At 33.6% G+C, this 20,355-nt stretch carries 12 protein-coding genes and 1 tRNA gene; 5 read left to right on the top strand and 8 right to left on the bottom strand.

Annotation, left to right across the window (positions count from 1 at the left end):
- The first annotated feature begins 49 nt into the window (after positions 1-49).
- Positions 50-123 (top strand) — tRNA-Met (locus tag JE46_RS19665).
- A gap of 649 nt (positions 124-772) precedes the next feature.
- On the opposite strand, the gene JE46_RS19670 is transcribed toward JE46_RS19665, so the two are convergent.
- Positions 773-1,363: an SHOCT domain-containing protein gene (locus JE46_RS19670; protein WP_051872949.1), complete on the bottom strand. Its 591-nt coding sequence runs from the start codon at positions 1,361-1,363 to the stop codon at positions 773-775.
- A gap of 634 nt (positions 1,364-1,997) precedes the next feature.
- Entirely contained in the window at positions 1,998-3,029 is a 1,032-nt protein-coding gene (locus JE46_RS19675) for a substrate-binding domain-containing protein (RefSeq protein ID WP_031456998.1), read from the bottom strand.
- 331 nt (positions 3,030-3,360) lie between these two features.
- On the opposite strand from JE46_RS19675, the gene JE46_RS19680 reads away from it, so the two are divergent.
- The 4 genes from JE46_RS19680 (at position 3,361) to JE46_RS19700 (ending at position 7,539) form a co-directional block, all read left to right on the top strand.
- The gene (locus JE46_RS19680; protein ID WP_031456999.1) at positions 3,361-4,173 is read left to right on the top strand and encodes an SDR family oxidoreductase; all 813 of its coding nucleotides are present in this window, start codon (positions 3,361-3,363) and stop codon (positions 4,171-4,173) included.
- Positions 4,174-4,355: 182 nt separating this feature from the next.
- Complete coding sequence (gene uxuA / locus JE46_RS19685) at positions 4,356-5,513, top strand: mannonate dehydratase (protein ID WP_031457000.1); 1,158 nt, start codon at positions 4,356-4,358, stop codon at positions 5,511-5,513.
- A gap of 464 nt (positions 5,514-5,977) precedes the next feature.
- A complete protein-coding gene (locus JE46_RS19695) occupies positions 5,978-6,235 on the top strand; it encodes a hypothetical protein (RefSeq protein ID WP_031457002.1) in 258 nt (85 codons plus the stop codon).
- Positions 6,236-6,318: 83 nt separating this feature from the next.
- Positions 6,319-7,539, top strand: a complete 1,221-nt coding sequence (locus JE46_RS19700) for a DUF763 domain-containing protein (protein WP_031457003.1) — start codon at positions 6,319-6,321, stop codon at positions 7,537-7,539.
- A 37-nt stretch (positions 7,540-7,576) separates the two neighbouring features.
- On the opposite strand, the gene JE46_RS19705 is transcribed toward JE46_RS19700, so the two are convergent.
- The 6 genes from JE46_RS19705 to JE46_RS19730 all read right to left on the bottom strand — a co-directional run bounded on the left by JE46_RS19705 (position 7,577) and on the right by JE46_RS19730 (position 19,841).
- Positions 7,577-8,476, bottom strand: a complete 900-nt coding sequence (locus JE46_RS19705) for a carbohydrate kinase family protein (RefSeq protein ID WP_031457004.1) — start codon at positions 8,474-8,476, stop codon at positions 7,577-7,579.
- 141 nt (positions 8,477-8,617) lie between these two features.
- A complete protein-coding gene (locus JE46_RS19710; protein WP_031457005.1) occupies positions 8,618-9,484 on the bottom strand; it encodes a T9SS type A sorting domain-containing protein in 867 nt (288 codons plus the stop codon).
- Between the two features lie 209 nt (positions 9,485-9,693).
- Complete coding sequence (locus JE46_RS19715; protein WP_051872951.1) at positions 9,694-12,960, bottom strand: PemB family protein; 3,267 nt, start codon at positions 12,958-12,960, stop codon at positions 9,694-9,696.
- A gap of 208 nt (positions 12,961-13,168) precedes the next feature.
- Positions 13,169-14,728: a DUF5123 domain-containing protein gene (locus tag JE46_RS19720; protein WP_031457007.1), complete on the bottom strand. Its 1,560-nt coding sequence runs from the start codon at positions 14,726-14,728 to the stop codon at positions 13,169-13,171.
- 26 nt (positions 14,729-14,754) lie between these two features.
- Complete coding sequence (locus tag JE46_RS19725) at positions 14,755-16,569, bottom strand: RagB/SusD family nutrient uptake outer membrane protein (RefSeq protein ID WP_031457008.1); 1,815 nt, start codon at positions 16,567-16,569, stop codon at positions 14,755-14,757.
- 17 nt (positions 16,570-16,586) lie between these two features.
- On the bottom strand, positions 16,587-19,841 hold the full coding sequence (locus JE46_RS19730) for a SusC/RagA family TonB-linked outer membrane protein (RefSeq protein WP_031457009.1): 3,255 nt from the start codon (positions 19,839-19,841) through the stop codon (positions 16,587-16,589).
- Positions 19,842-20,355: the final 514 nt, after the last annotated feature.

A 20,355-nucleotide genomic window follows, 5' to 3' on the forward strand; every position in this document is an offset into this window, starting at 1 on the left:
ATTTTTATATTTGCACCCGCAATGAGGAACACGGTTCACATGCAATTCTGGCGAGGTAGCTCAGTTGGTTAGAGCGCAGGATTCATAACCCTGAGGTCACGGGTTCAACTCCCGTCCTCGCTACAAAAGACAAAACCCTTAAACAGAAACGTTTAAGGGTTTTTTATTGCTTTTTGCATTAAAAACTACGACTTTAATTAGCTCAAACTTATTTCTAAATAGCGAAAATTTGTTAAAAGTTACTCCCAAAACTATTCCGGATTTTTGCATTATTTGACAAGGAAGTATTTATAAAGTGAGGCATTATTAGCTGCTATTTTGAATTATTCCCGCCTTTTACATTTTATTTGCTTTTTTATACTAATTCTCGGCTCCAACTTCTAAAATTTTTATCCAATAGCACTCCTATTCTATAAAATTTACTTCACTTCACTCCTAAATCATTGAATACTAAATATCAAAAATAAAATTCAAACAACTTCTTAATGAAATAATTAACTTTTACCACTTCATTTCAGAAAAGCTAACGAACCATCATACCAATAAGTGAACTAGCGAAAATTACTTGTGAAAAACTTACCAGCCCTTTTGCTGATACCTTATTAGAGTATGCAATGCATTATATGTTCTATCTACAGCCCAGGTTTTCATCCGAAACAATTCTTCAGAGAACAATATTATTTTTAACCGCCTTGTAATGCCTGCTTTTGGGAAACAATTTAAGTAGACACTTGATGAAAACTAACGTTGGGAGCGGGAACGATCATTATTTTTATTCGAGCATCCTTCTTTTCTGTTCATTAAACTCTTCTTGAGTTAAAATTCCTTTTTCAAGTAAGTTATGTAACTTTTCTAAGTCATTTGCTAAATTTGATTTAGTTTCATTGTCTGAACTTTCTAACTCTTTTAAAATTGGTTTTGTAGTTTGTTTGTTTAACAATCTTTTTAATTCTGAATATAAACTTGGAATATTTTTACTCTGTTTTATAGAAATATCACATTCATTTCCGTTATTATTTACTATTAATGTCAAATGATTTTCTTTTCTTCTTTTTCCACCGATAGCAGCACCAGCTAATAAGCCAATTCCACCTGTCAAAATTCCTCCAATAATTGCTCCAGTAGCTGCTTTTCCTGCAGACCTGTAAGACTCTTGATTTAGTCCAACTTCTATGATGTCATCTGGTTTAATAATCTTTTTCACTGATGTAAACCCTGTCAGTATTTTAAATTCGACTTCATTTTCTCTGAATTGAATTATAACAGGCTTGTCACCGCTACTAATATCAGGAAACCCCATTTCATATTTTTCCGAAAATCTTGGATACTTAAGTGAATCTTTTAGCGAGTCTAAAAATCCCATTTTTATTTGTTTTTAAAGTTAATTTTTATTTTTAAGAAGAACGTTCTTCATGACGTTTTTGTAATATTACACACAACTTGTATACGCCAAAACAAACATTGATATATCCGCTGCGATTAAGGCAGACTGGCGTAATTTGTTTCGTTTGACATGTTCTCAAAAATAACAAAAAAAGATTACAAACGACCAAAAGAATAATTGGTTGTTTCTTCCCTATTCAATAAAACTAAACTCCCTAAAAAGAGTTATTTAAAGTCTAAAGACATTTAAGGAGTTTGGAATTTACATGGACATTAAAAATATTATGCAAAATCGGACACATTTGTAAAATGTTTGATGTGAAAAACTTCGGAGAGCCAGAGTCGCTTTTCATAAATAACTCTTTTAGAGCGAGGCAATTTTACATGTTTAGTTTGCTTTATTTTCCGGGCTCAGAATGCTATTCTGCGCTAACGTTATGCAGGCCTGCGAGATCGGATTGTATATCCCAAGTCATCTTTTCTAATATTCCTTCGCAGTTAGAAAACAAATAAGTGAAATATGTTTAAAATATCAACACTGAAGATAAGCATAATGCTCTGCCTTAATAAAGCCTAATTAAAGCAACAGCACAACCTGGCTTTCCGTGTTGTACTTATTTATTTAAACTTGTAGTATAATTTTCTTTTACAATTATATCCAATGGTATAAAATGAGTGGGATTTAAATTTTTTTCGTGCAAAATGATTTTTTTGTAAAGATAACTTATTCCCGTATAGCCCTGCTCTTCCGGTTTTTGATTAATTAAAAAATCAATTATACCGGAATTCAAATAGGTTATATTTTCTTTTAAAAGATCATAACCTATTATTCTAATCCCTTTTATGTTTTGCTGTTCTAAAAACTGTGCTACAATGTAGGCACGTGAATTGGGTATGAATATACTGCTGATGTTTTTAAACATTTCCAAAGTAAGCTGATTGACATCAGGATCTTTAACCGTAATTTCAGAAAAATTAAAATTGATCAGTTCTGAATGCTCTTCAAAAAAAGTATAAAATCCTTTTATACGCTGTAAATAAACCGAAGTACTATCAATTTCTTTTGCTATTTTAACAATAAGCACATTCCGTTCATTTTTTACAGCAAAACTAATGAGCCGGCCCGCTAAATATCCACTTTTAAAAGCATCCTGACCAATATAAAAATGAGATATATCGTTATTAATATCCGAATCAATCATTACGACCGGTGTATTTTTATTTTTATACTGTTCTAAAAATAAGAGTGATTCTTCATGGAAAATAGGCGAAAAAAGCAATCCTTCACATTCAAAATCTAATACCTTCGAAAACATTGCCTGAAATGACTCACTATCAAAGTCGTACAGAAAGTAATATAGTTCAATACCAAATTTTCCAAATTCTTCACCCGCCTTTTTAACTCCCGTTAACTGACTTTCCCAATATTCCAATTTCTCAGGCTTTGGTAAAAAAACAGCAATTCTGGATTTTTTATTCGAGGCTAAATTACTTGCAAAAATATTTCGTTTAAAACCATGTTTTTTAATAATGGCATTTACCTTATCAATATTCTCCTGTGATACCTGTCCACGATTGTGAATGATTCTGTCAACTGTTCCCGGAGAAACATTTGCAAGTTCTGCTATTTTTTTTATTGTTATGATATTCTTACGCTTTAAGTTAAATAATTTAAGAGAGTTCCAAAAATAATTTTTTTTATTTAAAAGTTACGTTTTTTATTTAAGTTTTTATATACATTTGCAAAGTACGTGTGCGTACACGTAAATTATAATAGCATGATTATGAAATAAAAACATTTTTAAAAACATTTGTTTTTATGACTATTCAAAATGAATTAAAAATATTTCAATTCATTTTTAGAATAAAATCCGTGTACGCACACGAAAAATAAAGAGATGTCAAAAAAATAAAACTAAAAACGTACTTAGCATACAAAAAATAAAACAAGTAAGTAATCAAAATAAAATAACTAAAATGAATTCGATATTTAACCTAGAAGGAAAAATAGCGCTAATTACAGGCGGTGCAGGTGTATTGGGAAGCAACATGGCTCAGGTTTTAGCCAACCAGGGGGTAACTACAGGAATTGTGGGATTATCAATTGAAGAAGCACAAGTTACTGTTGCAGAAATAGAAAAAAATGGAGGAAAAGCATTTGCTGTAAAAGGAAATGTTTTAAATCAGGAAGAACTTGAAGCGATACGAGATCGTATTATTGAGAAATATGGCCGTTTGGATATTTTAATCAATGCTGCCGGAGGAAATATGCCAGGAGCTACAATTGGACCAGATCAGGCGATTTATGATTTAAAGAAAGATCATTTACAAAAAGTACTTGACCTTAATATCATTGGAACAATTTTGCCTACCCAAGTATTTTCAGAACTTTTTGCAAAACAAAAAAGTGGTATAATCATCAATATTTCATCTGCATCTGCAGAGCGTCCTTTAACAAGAGTAGTTGGTTATTCAGCTTCAAAAGCTGCTATTGATAACTTTACAAAATGGATGTCTGTTGAATTAGCTTCTAAATATGGAGAAGGAATTCGGGTAAATGCTATTGCTCCGGGATTTTTTATTGGAGAACAAAACAGAGCTTTATTACTGACTCCGGAAGGTGAACTAACTCCAAGAGGTCTTAAAATAATTGAACATACTCCAATGGGACGTTTTGGGATTCCTGAAGACCTGGATGGAGTATTGCTTTTCTTATGCAGCGATATGTCTAAATTTGTAACGGGAACAATAATTAAAGTTGATGGAGGTTTTGGAGCTTCAAGTATTTAAATAATCGAAAATTTGATAGTCCTAAAAGTAAAATAACTAATAAATAAAGTGATTGCTGATTTTTGACTAACGATTTTTGATTTCAGATTTGTGTTGATAAAATAGATGAGATTGACGATTTTACGAAATTCTTTACATCTTAAATCTAAAAATTTTTAAATTAAAACAAAAAATATAAAATTATGGAACAAACATGGAGATGGTACGGTCCAAATGACCCTGTACAATTAGCTGATGCCAGACAAGCCGGTGCAACCGGAATTGTAACTGCTTTACACCACATTAAAAATGGACAGGTGTGGGAAGTGGAAGAAATTATGAAACGAAAAAATGAAGTTGAAGCTGCAGGATTGACTTTTTCAGTTGTAGAAAGTATTCCTGTACATGAAGACATCAAAAAACAATCGGGAGATTATTTAAAATACATAGAAAACTACAAGCAAAGCATCAAAAATCTTGCATCATGTGGCGTTCATATCGTTTGCTATAATTTCATGCCTGTATTAGACTGGTCAAGAACCGATTTGTCATACGAAATGCCGGATGGTTCAAAAGCATTACGTTTTGACATCAATGAATTTGCTGCTTTTGAATTGTTTATTTTAAAACGTCCGGGTGCAGAAAACACTTATACTGAAGCACAGCAAGTAAAAGCGAAAGCAACTTTTGAAAAGTTATCTGATGCAGATAAAGTAAAATTACAGCAAAATATCATCGCCGGTTTGCCTGGTGCCGAGGAGTCGTATAGTGTTGAAGATTTCCTAAAAGTACTTCAGGGTTACGACAGCATAGATGCTGCTAAATTAAAAGAAAACCTATATTATTTCCTACGTGAAATTGTACCTGTAGCTGAAAGTGTAGGGGTAAAAATGGCTATTCATCCTGACGATCCTCCTTATCCAATTTTAGGATTACCAAGAGTTGTGAGTACAGAAGCTGATTTAGTACAATTACTAAATGCTATTGATTCGCCTTCTAATGGATTTTGCATGTGTACAGGGTCTTATGGCGTAATTGCCAAAAATGATTTGTCAGGAATGATTGATCGTAATGGAGAGAAAATGAATTTTATCCACCTGAGAAGCACACAACGCGATGAAGAAGGTAATTTTTACGAGGCTAACCATTTAGAAGGAAATGTTGACATGTATGAAGTGGTAAAATCTATTGTAAAAATGGAAAAACAAACCGGAAGGATTATTCCGATGCGCCCTGATCACGGACACCAAATGTTAGACGATTTAAAGAAAAAAACAAATCCAGGATATTCAGCAATAGGTCGCTTAAGAGGTCTGGCCGAATTACGCGGATTGGAATTAGGGATTAAAAGAAGTTTATAATAATGATATTCCACCTTCACATTTTTGCAAACAAATTGGTGCAAGGTGGCGATTTTTAATAGTATAACAATTGATACCAAATATGAAATAGTATTAAGTTGCATCTCAGGTGGCTCGGATATTTCAACACAAAGATGGCGTGGAAATTCTTTCCTTGCCCGCAACCACAAAACAAACACGAACATAATCAAAAAAAAAGTGACTATTAACCGGTTGCTTTTTTTTGTATCTAAAAAAGACCAAACAATAAACACTCAAAATCATAATTATAAATCAATACAGTCAAATTTAAAATTGCATCAAAAACTATTTATTACACATCAATTGATTAAGTTTTTTTTATTGGAATTAATTCTATTAAAAGCTAATTTTACACTATTATAAAGAACAATATTTTCTTTGATTATTTAAAAAGTACAAAATAATGGAGCTAATATCGTTAAAACAGGCAAACTTATAACAACATGGATATAGTCAAATTTAAAATCACATCAAAAACGATAAAAGTAGAAGTACGCAATTCGAATAATTATGTTTTTAATTTTAATACGGCTTTAGAAATTGCTAAAGAAGACAAGGATGTTTTATTAAAACTATACAATGCCTTAGATATTCTTTTTAAGAAAGAAACCCCCAGCGAAGTAAAAAACTATATTTCACCTAACCAAACCAATATCCTGGATCAGATTTCTGCAGTAGACAATTTAGAAGAGCAGCAATAAAGTTCTAAATTGGAACAACTTTTCGGCCTTACCGGCATTTAAAAGTATTTTATTTATTTTTGTACAGATACAAATATCACTAAATGAAACGTTCAGGCACAGCAGATCTTCCCTTACATTATGGACATGTTCCATTATGGCTTGCCGAACGAATGTCTAAACTTGGTTTTGCAATTGTAGAAACGATTGCTATGGAATTTTCTAGTTCTGAAGTAATAAGCAAATTAAGCAATCCGTTTTGGTTTCAAAGTTTTGGAGCTGTGATGGGAATGGACTGGCATTCATCCGGAATTACAACTTCAGTGCTTGGAGCCTTAAAAAAGTCTGTAAACCCACATTCGAGAGAATTAGGTATATACATTTGTGGCGGCAAAGGCAAACATTCCATGTTAACACCACAGGAGCTTTTATCTGTTGGTGAAAAAACAGGTCTTGACGGTAATAATCTTGCGAATTGCAGCAGACTTACCGCCAAAGTTGACAATACCGCTATTCAGGACGGATTTCAATTGTACCAGCATAATTTTATTGTTGACAATAAAGGGCAATGGACCGTTATTCAACAGGGAATGAATCCCAAATCTAAAACAGCGAGACGATATCATTGGCATTCGCAAGATTTAAAATCTTTTATAAATGAACCGCACACTTTTATTTATGGCGAAAATCAAGGTACTATCTTAAATCTTACCGCTCATGCAGCGACAAAATCCAGAGAAGGCATCCTGGAATTATCGAAAGAATCTCCAACAAAAATTATGAAAGAGATGCAGTACCTTTCTATGCCTGCACATCATGATGTAAGAATGGAAGATGTAAACATGAAAAGACTTGGCGCAATGCTCTGGACAACACATGAAAACAAGCCCGAAGATTTTGAAGAACTGCTGCTTTTAAAAGGAATGGGACCAAGAGCTTTACAATCATTAGCATTGGTTAGTGAAATCATTTACGGCACTCCTACCCGATTTGAAGATCCGGCACGTTTTTCATTCGCCCACGGTGGAAAAGACGGACATCCGTTTCCTGTTCCGGTAAAAATATACGATGAAACAATTGATACTTTGCAAAGAGCTATTAATCGTGCTAAAATAGGCAATAGCGATAAAATACAAGCGATTCAAAAATTGTCCGAAATCTCAAGAAAGGCTGAAGAAAGTTTTACGCCCAATTCCAATTTTGATGCACTGATTCAAAGAGAAAGAGACGAATCGCACCAATATGGCGGAAGAACTGTTTTTGGAGATGCTAAATCTCCTAAAAACAAGCCTATTCATCAAAACAATCAACTGGAATTGTTTTAAACTGATTAGATAGCGGGATTTAATTTTACATCAATTATTACTTTCCTGAAATCAATTTTTCAATTTCACCAAAAGAAATAACCGGATTTGCGCCAGGCGATGCAGCAACTAATGCCCCAACAGCACAAGCAAAATCAATAGAGTCCTCAGGTAGTTTTCCTGTAAGCAAAGAAGTTATTAATGATGCTAAAAATGAATCTCCTGCGCCTACTGTATCGGAAACCTGAACCAAATAACCGTCGTTTTTATACAATTTCCCTTCCCATAACAACAAAGCTCCATCTTTTCCTTTTGTTACACAAATAGACGATGTATTTGTTCTGGAAGATATAAACTCAATATTATCTTCGAGTGTTGTAAAAGGAGACTGCAAAGCTGTAGCAATTTCAAGAATTTCATCATCATTGAATTTGATAAAATTGGCAGACATCATTAATCTTTCAAGAATTTCATATGAATAATGTGGCTTTCTTAAATTAACATCAAATACTTTATAAATTTCATGTTGCAATAATGATTCTAAAGATTTTCGGGATACTTCATCCCTGCAAACCAAACTTCCGTAAATTAAAACATCTGAATTGTTTACCAAATTTTGACCCAAATCGTTTATTTCAATTTTATCCCAGGCTGCCGGGTAATGAATATCATAAGTTGCAGAGCCCTTTTTATCGAGAGTTACGTTTACCAAACCTGTTGGAAACGTTTCCGATTGCAATATTAAATCCGTCCCCACCCCTAATTTTTTTACTTCATTAAGAATAGCAACTCCATCTTCATCATTTCCCACACTGCTTATGACAGCGACCTCACACCCCAGACTTTTCATACGCAAAGCAACATTTAAAGGAGCTCCTCCAATCTTTTTTTCGTTATCAAAGACATCCCAAAGAATTTCTCCGAAGGCTGTGGCTTTAAGTTTTTTGTTATTACTCATCTATATTTTTTTCTAAAATTACAATTTCAAATAAAAACAATCAACCTTATAGCAAATCTATAAACAAATTAGCTATCTGTATTCTACAAAAAAAGGGAATATTCGTTTTCCGAATATTCCCTTTTAATATTATAGTTTAGCTTATTTCACTAAAACTTTTACTGTTTTTGTACCTTCTTCAGATTCTGCTTTTACAATATATACACCACTATTAACAGATAAACTTACATCTTCAGTAGTTTCAGTAGATTTAACCAATGCACCTGTTACGCTATACACACTAACTTTAGCAGCTTCAGTGACATTTGCAACATTGATTTTTCCATCTACACCAAATATAGTTACTTTAGAATCTGCTTGAAAATTATTAGTTGAAAGTGTTGCTCCAGAAACTTCAATCTTATAAACTGCAAAAGAACTATCCCCATAAATATAAACCAAACCAGAATTTGTAACATTAACGGTAACTACATTAGATAAATTAGCAGTTACGTCATTAGTAACTGAACCGCTTCCATAAAGAGCCGCTCCATCTGACACATAAAGAGTACGTGTTGTAGGTGCTGTACCATTAGTAGGTATCGCTGTTGTATGTTTTATCCAAGCTTTAACTGTACATGGACCACTTACATTGAAAGAAAAATAACGAATAGTAGGTAAAAAAGTCCCTGTTGCCGCTGCACTTGAACCTCCAGTACTTGCTCTATTTGCACCAACATATCCATCAGAAAAAGTTTGGCTATTCCCTGATATAGCAGCAAAAGCTGAAGCACCAACAGCAGTATGTCCATATAAATTCAAACCACCAACGTTTATAGTATTTGGTGAAGTTCCTGCAGTACTACCCGAAGCGCTTGTAAGAACCCCTGCAGTAGGAAACGCTGGACTTGCAACTGTAACGGTACCACTAACAGTATTGTCGCTAAAATTCCAAGTTGTAGTTTGTGCATTAATAGATCCTACTGAAAAAAGCAAAACAGCAGTTAAATAAAGTAATTTTCTTTTCATAATTTATGGTTTTAATAGTTTAATAATCACAATTGTAATCGATTATCTAAGTTAATATTTTTTCATTAAAATGTAAAAAAATATGTGTTTATTTTAAAATTTTTATTATACAATCCATTTCATACATCCTGGCAGGAAAAGAATAAACCTAAAACAAAAAAAGCATGCCTAAAATAATAGGCATGCTTTAAATAAATTGAAACTTGAAATTAATGTGTAATAACTTTCATAGATTTTTGACCATCTGCTGCTTTAATTACTACAATCCAGACTCCGTTTTGAAATTCAAAATCAACATCCTGAGTTGTTTTGAATGTTTTTACCTTAGCTCCTGTAATACTGTAAACAGCCACAGCCGTTTCTGATTTTACATTTGAAATTGCAATTCTGTTTTTATAGCCCGATATCTGAACTGCCGAAGTTGGCATATTATCTTTAACGCCTAAACTTTCATTAGCAATTAATTGTGGTAAAGGATCCCAATTATCGCTTCCTTTTGTAAAATTAAAAGTTGTAATGGCGGTATTATCTGATAAAGTTGGCGAAGACAATGTAGTAGCCCAAGAGGCACGAACAGCCTGATTATTGACACCTGAATTTTCGATCGTACCATACTCATACATTTTAGGCGAAGTACCAGACAAAGAACTATTCCAAGCAATAGGTGTTATTAAAGATTCATCTATATTTCCTGGATAATCCGAAGTTTCAATAGTGGTGTTGTAAAAAACAGCTTCTGATGTATTAGCTGCCCAAGGACGACCGAAGAAACCTGGTTTAGCACGATAAACTGATGCTGTTTCTGTACTAGGTATTGCAGAAGTTACTGTACATTCATAAAAAAGAAAACCTCTTCCTGTAGACTGTTGTGGCGCCGTTATGTAAGAAGCATCACCAGCAGTATCACTTACATTCATTGCTAATTGAGTTTTATAGAAAGTGGCATTCATTCCTCCGAATATATAATCTACCGCCCCCATCATAACACCTTTGTAAACCACAACTCTAGCAGTAGTACCACCAAAAAAACTATCTTGACGCCCCACTACTCTACAATTGTTTAAAACTGTTTTATCAATTGCGTTTTTGATTGCAATTGCAGCAGCTCTTTCTACAAAAGATCTGTTTTGAACAGATGTGTTTCCATAATTTGTTGGTCTTGTACCTTTGGTTAAACCTACCACTTCTACCAAAACATCATTGGCTTCTTTGGCAGAAATATATTGATTGAATGAGTTTTCGATAATGATATTTTCAGCTTCAAAACCGTTGGCGCTTACAATAAGTGTAGCATTCCAATAAGAGTTATTGGTGGTTCCACTAACATTGGCATAAGGTTGCGATCCATTGTCTTTGTTTACTCTCAAAATGTCGGCATCCCATTTTTGATTATTTTTCATACTATAATAATCATACCCTAAACCATAGTAAGAAGTGATACGTACAGCTTGTGGGGCAATATCAACCCCTTTATTAGCCAAAGCAATACTAGGTGCGGCCGAAGCATTTTTAATGGTAATGTTTGGAATTGTTATATCTAACATTTCTTCATAATTTCCAGGATCTACTACAATAATTACTCTTTCGTTACTCGGACGAACCATTTTACCAGCGGCTGTTAATGCGTCATTAATAGTTGCATAATTTTTTCCAACACCAACTGTAATTGGAGAAGTATAAGTAATGCTACCTCCTATTTTTATTTCTGTAAAATAAGAAGTCAATGCAGTACCTAAAAGTGTTATGGTAACAAAACCGTCTGCCGACCCTGGATAGGTATATTCAGTATTAACAACATTGGCAGTACTTCCTGATGTATTTACAATTGCTGTTCCTCCATCAATAGAAAAATTAGCTGCAAAATAATGCGAAACTGTTATTTTATCTCCAACTTTTACTGGTATTTGCATTGTTCCACCCGTTTTGGCTGTTAAATCTGCCTGAGGAGAACGACTTGCAAAAGAATTTGCTGTCCCTCCAAATAAAATTCCTTTGTACCCTGTAGAAGCATTGGTTATAACTCTGTCGTCAAAAGACCAAATCGTAGCGGGTTTAAACGCTAAAGTTTTAGAATTAGATGCTCCGGCAATTTTTAAATTTGAAGTTAAACCCAATTCTACTTGATGATTATCTAAGCCTGAATAATCAATACTATAAGTTCCTGAACGTAGTGAAACAGCAGTATTAGGAGCAAAATTATACACATATCCAGCTTCATTCAAGTTTGTAAATTTAAGACTCAATAATCCAATTTGTGTAGCATTCAATCCTGTAGTGTTTATTGCAACATTATACAAAGGCTTAGCTGTAAAGGCAACATTTGAAGTTGTTGAACTAGTTACTGAAATGGTATTTGCTAAAATCTCAGAATCATTTACCCCTGTTGCACTAATAGTATAAATTGTATTAGCTTCCAAATCTACAGTATAAGCACCCGTTGTAGTATTTATTACAGGTACTGGAACATAAGTTTTACCAGTTGTAACATAGTTCAAACCTACTTTTGTTAAATCAGAAGCACTTAATCCTGTTATATTACCTGAAACAGTGTGCAAATCTACTTTAACAACGGTAATATTTTGAGTAGTTGCAGCAGCAGTAACAGTCATGTTTTCTCCGCTACCAATAATATAGCCATTAGCACCTACTAAACTCATTTTATAGGTATATCCAATTGGCAACGAAACTGAATAAGTACCTGATGTAACAAGGGCATCTTTGGTCTTACCATTTGGATAGGTAAATCGAACCGAATATACGGCCGGGATACCTGCTGCTGCTGTTTCATCCATAGTTCCTGTAACGGTTGAATAGCTCGCTGGTTTTCTTAAAATTCTGTAATAACTCGCTCTGGCTGTTGCATTATCAAAACAAGAAATTTTGAATGAACCTGCTGCTTTTGCCATAAACTTAGCTTCGGTAACGGCTGAAGTACTTGTAGTAAGCGGAATATTTTCTGTTTGCGCATTAGTTGTAGTATTAACAATGTTTAAATTAGCAGCCGCATTGTCAACTCTAGCCACAAAAGTTACCTCATCATCCTCATTCAAAGCCATTGTAAAAAAACGAACCGTTGTACTAGCATTTCCATTGCAAAAAATTCGAGAAGTATAAGCTGTTCCGCTTACGCCAAGATTATTGTCTCCATAGCGAGTAATAGTAGTCGGAGTATTAACATAAAGTCTGTCATTTGTATTAGGTCTAAAAGTAAGTCCGCCTGTCAAATCGAAAGCATTAGTATTCCCAGCAACTCCGCCATGTGTCAATACATTACTCGTATTAGCAGCACCTGGAGCAGCTGGAGTAGTAAATGCATAAAAATTACTATTGATAACAGTCGGTGTAAGCATATTATTATACAAATTAGTATCTGTCATGGCGACACCTCCAAAATCCCAAACATCAGTTTTTTGGGCATGAGTAAACGATACTGAAAGCAATATCGTAAAAAAGAGTAATCGTAGTTTTGTTTTCATAAGTGGTATTAATTGGTTAGTAAAATTTTAATTTTAATCTTTATTTTTAGAATTCGTTGGATGTCATTAATAACCTAACTAATCCAACGAATTATCTTTATTCTCATTTCATTCAAATTAAGTTTTCTTAATAATATATCTTCTACTAAAAAAGGCATGCAAAAATGTTTAAATTCAGCATGCCTTTTATAATTAACAAATAAGTTTTTTATTTAATCCAACGTGGATCTCCTACTTTATTATCTTTTAAGGTTTGATTACTAATTGTAAAGTCACCAGCAGACGCATTAGTAAAACCTGGATTTAAAGCCGTACCTGTTACATTTGCAGAATTAAGCGTAGCTGCATTATAATAGTTATTATTTAAATATGTTGGAGCAACAGTTGCAGAGTTATTAGTAAATCTAGCAACAGTTTCAGCAAAAATACAATTACGTATTGTAGTGGCATTTGACGCAAAACGAACATAAATAATATTATAACCACTTGCAGCAATTGTATTGGTAACACCATACAAAGTACAACTATCAATTAAAATATTTGATGTAAGACCTGTACCAGTACCAGATCCTGCACCAGCATCTTCACGAATGAAAGCTCTTACGGTCGCACAATTATTAAAAGTACTAGTTTTTAAAGCAATTAATCCAACATAAGATGTTCTAAAATCAATAAAATCTCCTGTTGCACCTGCAATACCAACATTTGTTACAATAGAATTTTCAACTGTTATTGATTCAATCTTAGCGTTTACAGCTGTAGCCGCTCCTACTAATGTTTTATCATAACCATGAATTGTACAACCATTAATCAACAAGTTGCCATAAGTTGAAGAACCTGTATAATCAACAAGCTGAGGCTTAAGAGCAGCTGTATTAGTATTACCAGATAAATCCAGATCAATCAAACTCACATTAGAAGACCCTGACGGAAGTATAAAAGCAACATTTAATTTTGGTTTATCATAACTTCTTAAACCACGTAAAGTAGCAGCTCCAGCCGGAAGAGTAATATTTACCCCCTGAGAGGTATAATCACCGGGTTCAAATACATATTCAGTATAACCACCAGCTTCAATAATAGCTTTAATATCATCTGAAGTAGTAAGCAAAATTGCTCCTGCAGCTAAATCATAAGCCGTTTGGAAAGTTTTAGCTCCTCTTTTCTTGGCACCGTTATATAAAGTTGCCTGATAATTTACTTCTGCAGTTAATCCTTCAATAGTTGCGATACCTACAGCTTTTTCCTGAGCTGTAATTACATGCGTTATGTCACCAGGAGTTAAAACTATGTTAGTTACATTAATCCCTGGAGTCCATCTTAAAGTAACCTTTTTTGCCTGAATATCACCATCCTGAAATGGTAAAAATGATTCTTCTGATAATGTAGTAGCAGTTGTCACAGTCCATTTAGAATCTTCCAACCCCGTTGTTACAGCTTTCACTCTTATAGAATAAAGTGTTTCACCTTCTAAAGCAACCTGCACTGGTAATTGAGCTCCGGTAACTTCAACAGTTTTAGCAATGGTACCAAAATTAGGATCGTCTGCACTAAATTCAATCACATAATGATCTACTACTTCATTTGCAGTCCAATTTAATTCAACAGTAGTTTGATTTCTTACCGTTGCCTTAAGTGCAACCGGAGAAAATTCCCTTGTATTCCCAACTCCGTCTGCTATGGCTTCATTGTAACTATCACAACTTACTGCAAGTGTTAATAATAAAAAAGCAGCAACCAGACCTTTTATTGTATATTTTACTTTCATAATGATTAATATTTTTCTAATTAACTTTAATTACTTCCGTATCCATAATCGTTAACTAACATATTATTACTAGTCTCGATAAACACTTGCCAAATTGGCCAAAACTGTCTAAGATCAGGATTAACTCCTGCTTTATAAAGAGAAGCAATTTTAGTATCTTCTAGTTTAGTCCATGTTGCAGCAGTGTAATCTGCTCCTGGGCTTACATTTTCTCCACGGTTCAAACCATATATAATTAATGATACATTATCTGCTGCATACTTATAGTACAAAGTAGATGGAACATCAGCATATGATCCAGTACGAGCTTTTAAATCGGTCATTTTTGCTTTTGCCTCATCCAATTTCACTTTAAGCAGATTCCAACGAATCAATGATTGTTTACGCTCCATTTCTCCAGTAAATTCATATTTATTTTCGTCAACAATAGCATTAAACATTGATTGTTTATCTGTTAAAGCATTTACATAAGCATCAACTTTTACAGCTTGCGCAGCAGCAGGGAAAGCTCTTCTTCTAATTTCTTTCAAATATGAAGCAGCAGCAGCAGGTCCTTCTAATTCATTGGCAGCTTCAGCAGCAATTAAAAGCACTTCAGCATAACGCATATATATTTTATTAACACCATCATCATTAGTAGAAGTAACTCTACGTGTCATCCATTCATAACGGTATTTACCAAAATACCATGTATCCAAAGTGTTCAACTCTTGTTTAGCAATGTTATTTACTGCCGTTCCATATTTATAAGGAACACAAGTCACATCTCTACGCGTATCAGCCTGATCATAATCATAAAATACGAAAGGCAATGGACCAGCAACACCACCACGATTGGCTCCGTTAGCCTGAAATTGGTCGCTAGCAGAAGTGTGACGAACAGCAAAAGTAAACAACATTCTACCTCTACCATCAGCAAAAGGAATTTCCCAAAGAGATTCACCACCAGCAGTAATAACTTCCTGATTGTATTTTTTCCATAATCCTTCAAAAGTTGTCTCCAATTTTGCTGATCCATTTGCAATAACCTCGCGACATTCTTTTAATGCCAATGCATACATTTTATCAACTGAAAGATCCGGATCTGTACTTCTTCTAACACCACCAAAATTACCAGGATATTGCTGATAACCACTTGCTGCCATTGCTAAACGAGCTCTAAATGCTTTTACAAAAGCTTTATTTACGTGTTCTACAGTACTGGTATAAGCTGTTTCATTAGGCCATGCAACCAATGTTGATGCCTCGCCCAAATCTGCAATTAATTGTTTATAAATTTCATCTCTATTTGTTTTAGCTAAATACAAAGTTTCCGGAGTAATAGGCTCAAAACGGTAAGGAACATCTCCCCATGTTTTTACTAAATCAGCATAGTAAATAGCTCTTAACGTTAACGCTTCTCCTAACAATTGTCCAAGCTCTGTACCCGGTAAAGGATTTCCGTATTTACGCAAACCTCTGATACAAATATTAGCACGTTCTATACCCTGATACATCATTGCATACGCATTATTAGTTGTATTCATCTCCGAATTAGCCGGTTTAGCATCATAAACACACAAATCAGCTTTATCGCCATCTGTTTGAGAAGTATTGTGCCATTCAACATCCGTATTTAATCCATAATATGGTAAAAAACGTCCTCTGTATGAATTAGTTTCACCAAATGGAACTTTTATTCCATCGATAGCTCCCTTAGCAAGTCCTGCATTAGAAAAAAGCAAAGCTTCATCTGTTGTTGATGGTGCCTCAGCATCTAAATAATCATCTTCAAATTGTTGACAAGAACTGAATAGACTAGAAACAATCAATCCTGCTATTATTATTATTTTATATTTCATTTTGTAATATTTTAAAATTAGAAATTAAGATTCAGCCCAAAAACAACTTGTCTGCTTCTTGGATAAGGGCTAGAATCAACCCCAGGTGTCATTGGATTTTTTCTTTTTGTCGAAACTTCCGGATCAGAACCTGAGTATTTTGTCCACACAAAAACATTACTTGCAGTCAAATAAAATCTCAATTTAGAAACTCCAATTTTAGATATTAAAGATTCAGGAGTTGTGTATCCTAATGTTAATGTATTCAATCTTAAAAACGATGCATCTTCAACTGCCCAGTCAGTAAATAAAACCCTTGTCATATAAGGCGACCACATAGTTGTATTAGCATTCAAAGCTGTTAAACCATCAGGATCTGTTACCAATTGACCTGAAACAGGATCTAAATTTGTCCATCTATTACCATCTGACATAACATTACTTAAATTTTTATACTGTCCTGTTGAACCCTGTACAGCTGAACTATATTCTATTTTATCAGCATTATATACTTCATTACCGATACTCCAGTTGAAAGCTGCCATTAAATCAAATCCATAGGCATTACCATTGATAACAAAACCACCTGTGCTTTTAGGATTAACATCTCCAATAACCGTTCGGTCTGCTGCAGTCACAAGACCATCACCAGTAAGATCTTTTAATTTCATATCCCCTGGTTTAACAGTATCACCAGTTCCAACAAGTTTACCACCATTTGCTATTCCACTTTTTAAGATATATTTTCCTCCAACATAGTCAAAGTCTGAAACTTCATATCTGCCATCACTTTTATATCCATACATAGCACCTAATGAAGAACCTTTCTCCAACAAATAATCACTTGTTATTTGTGAAGTCCAACCTGAATTTTGTGTAAACCCACTATCCATCAATCCCAATGAGTTAATCGTGTTTTTATTAACTCCCATGTTGAATGAAAAACTCAATCCATATTTAGCTCTTTCGATAGCAACAACATTTAAAGTAGCTTCAATCCCTTCATTTTGAGTTTCTCCCATGTTACGATACTGAGAATCATACCCTGTACCCGGAGTTAAAAAGTTGATTAACAAATCACTTGTTACGTTTCTGTATACATCTACATTACCATTTAAGCGGTTTTTGAAAAAACCAAAATCTAAACCAAGGTTTTGTGTAACAGTAGTTTCCCATTTCAAATCAGGGTTCGCCATTATTTTTGAAGCCGAAGTTATACTTGTAACTCCATTAATCCATGTTGCCCCAGTTGTACCTGAACTCTCATACGTTTGAACTTGCTGCCCTACAGGAATATTGTTATTACCTGCTTCACCATAACTTGCTCTCACTTTAAGAAGATCTATCCAAGAAACATCTTTTAGGAAACTTTCTTCTGAAATTTTCCATGCTGCTGCTGCTGCCGGAAAATATCCCCAACGATTATCTGGTAAAAATTTACTTGAACCATCTGCACGAAATGTAGCTGTTAATAAATAACGCCCTTTGTAATCATAATTTGCACTTCCAAAAAATGATAATAATCTATCATCAGGACTATAATAATTATTTACAGATTGAGGAACTCCTAATGATGTTAAAGTTTTTGCCTTATTAAAATCAAAAAATACCGGAAGGCCATGAATCGTACTTGTAACAGCATTAGATGTATACGTAATACTCTCTTGTCCTAAAAGAGCAGTCAAATGATGATCCTCTCCTAATATTTTTTTGAAATCGTAAGCTAAGGTATTGGCATTTCTAAAACGTTTATCTTTAGTATCGGTCATAATCAAAGCTGGCATACCTTGCAACGTAGCAGATGGTGCATTTTTCACATAGTAAGTGCTTGTACCATAGAAACGATAATCTTGATTATTAAAATTATCCAAACCTAAGTCAACTTTCAATTTTAAATTTTCTGCAAGTTCCCATCCAAAACTTCCTAACATATTATAGTTTTTACGTAGCTGTGTACGATCATTATCATAAACAGATGTAAATGGATTTACCAATACATCACCTTCATTTGTATCATCTGTCGACGAAGTCAGACCAGGTACCGAAATTGGAGAATAACCAACAATTGTACGCAAACGAGAATCTGTTGAAGATTTTTCGTTTTGCTCGTTCACTCCTCCTCCATTAATCTCGGTATCAGAATAACGCATAGTAAAAGAAAGATCTATTTTATCATTTACTTTACTTTTTAATGCCAAAGACAAATTATTTCTTCTATAATTTGAACCTATCATAATGGCTTTCTCATCAAAGCGAGTATAATTAAAATTATAATTTATCTTATCACTTCCTCCTCTAACACTTAAATCATAATTTTGCACCTCACCTCTTCTGCCAAAAATCTGTTTTTGCCAATCATTACCTTTTAGATTTTTGTACATATCCTGATCCTGCCAGTTACCAAAATACTTAGTATAAGAAACCGGATTAGTTGAAATCGTTTTGTCAGTTTGATCTAACAAAGCAAACTCATATTGCCATTTGGTATAATCATCTGGAGATAAAACATCAATTTCATTTGCCATGGTTTTCATACCATAAAACGAATTAAAGTTAACAGCAATTTTTCCATCTTTACCACTTTTGGTAGTTATTAAAATTACCCCATTTGCACCACGAGAACCATAAATTGCAGTAGAGGAGGCATCTTTTAAAACCGTCATTGACTCAATATTTGAAGACGCAATATCATTCATACTATTTACAGGAAATCCGTCAACTATAATTAATGGCTGATTACTCTGAGTAAGAGATCCTCCTCCACGAACCCTAATTTGTATATCTGCATCAGGAGAACCTTCTGCTGACACTACCTGTACACCGGCAATTCTACCTGTTAAAGCTTCAGCAACGTTTGCTACCGGAACTTTTTTCAAATCATTACCTGAAATAGAAGCAACAGCTCCTGTTAAATCGGTTTTTTTAACTGAGCTATAACCCACTACCACAACTTCGTTCAATGAATTTGCTTCTTCCGCCAAAACAATATTGATCGTTTTTTTACCAGCCGCAGCAACTGACTGAGTTGTAAAACCTATAAAAGAAAATTCTACAATTGCTTTTGAGCTTGAAAGTTTCAATTTGTATTTTCCATCAAAATCAGTTGAAACCCCATTTTTCGTGCCTTTTTCCAAAACGTTAACCCCAGGCAAGGTTAAACCTGAAGCATCTTTTACAACACCTTCAACTGTTACCTCTTGTGCATTTGCCTTATTACTGGCAAGCAAGCACAATAAGAAAACAATTGTCAGATAACAATTTGTTCTTTTATTAAATAACTTTTTAAAATTCATAGTGTAGTGTTTAGTTAAATTATTAATTGTTTATAAAGTTTATTTTATGGTTTTTAAAATCACACTTTACTCCTTAAAATATTTTAAAATATAATTTTTAGTTAAAAACTAATTTTCAATTTATTTCCGCAACCCCTGAAAACAAACAAAAAATAGATATTTTAAAACATTGAAAAGCAACGTGTAATCGATTACACAAACATAAAAAAAAATTCTATATAAAAAATTAAATTTCACAAAATAATCATAAAAAAAATTACATATAAAAAAATAATCAGTTTTAAAATGTCATATATTTAATTTATCTGCTTTAAAACTAAGAAATATTCTTTTATATTTTTAATGCGATAAAATTATTGCACAAAATTCAATCGATTACATCATATGTGAATATTTTAACAATCCCAATAAAAAATACATTTTTAGGAAATTTTCTCATAATTTTTTTTGCTAAAAATCCCGATCGTCAATTGAACAAGAAAATGAAGAAAAACCTTTTCTTAAGAATTCATTA

It is taken from the genome of Flavobacterium chungangense LMG 26729 (assembly GCF_000735715.2).
GTDB lineage: Bacteria > Bacteroidota > Bacteroidia > Flavobacteriales > Flavobacteriaceae > Flavobacterium > Flavobacterium chungangense.

What these genes read in the sequence shown, in the direction of transcription:
- JE46_RS19730 (WP_031457009.1), bottom strand. Translation starts at nt 19,841, where the DNA reads ATGAATTTTAAAAAGTTATTTAATAAAAGAACAAATTGTTATCTGACA.
- JE46_RS19720 (WP_031457007.1), bottom strand. Translation starts at nt 14,728, where the DNA reads ATGAAAGTAAAATATACAATAAAAGGTCTGGTTGCTGCTTTTTTATTA.
- JE46_RS19725 (WP_031457008.1), bottom strand. Translation starts at nt 16,569, where the DNA reads ATGAAATATAAAATAATAATAATAGCAGGATTGATTGTTTCTAGTCTA.
- JE46_RS19695 (WP_031457002.1), top strand. Translation starts at nt 5,978, where the DNA reads ATGGATATAGTCAAATTTAAAATCACATCAAAAACGATAAAAGTAGAA.
- JE46_RS19700 (WP_031457003.1), top strand. Translation starts at nt 6,319, where the DNA reads ATGAAACGTTCAGGCACAGCAGATCTTCCCTTACATTATGGACATGTT.
- JE46_RS19710 (WP_031457005.1), bottom strand. Translation starts at nt 9,484, where the DNA reads ATGAAAAGAAAATTACTTTATTTAACTGCTGTTTTGCTTTTTTCAGTA.
- JE46_RS19715 (WP_051872951.1), bottom strand. Translation starts at nt 12,960, where the DNA reads ATGAAAACAAAACTACGATTACTCTTTTTTACGATATTGCTTTCAGTA.
- JE46_RS19680 (WP_031456999.1), top strand. Translation starts at nt 3,361, where the DNA reads ATGAATTCGATATTTAACCTAGAAGGAAAAATAGCGCTAATTACAGGC.
- JE46_RS19705 (WP_031457004.1), bottom strand. Translation starts at nt 8,476, where the DNA reads ATGAGTAATAACAAAAAACTTAAAGCCACAGCCTTCGGAGAAATTCTT.
- uxuA (WP_031457000.1), top strand. Translation starts at nt 4,356, where the DNA reads ATGGAACAAACATGGAGATGGTACGGTCCAAATGACCCTGTACAATTA.
- JE46_RS19670 (WP_051872949.1), bottom strand. Translation starts at nt 1,363, where the DNA reads ATGGGATTTTTAGACTCGCTAAAAGATTCACTTAAGTATCCAAGATTT.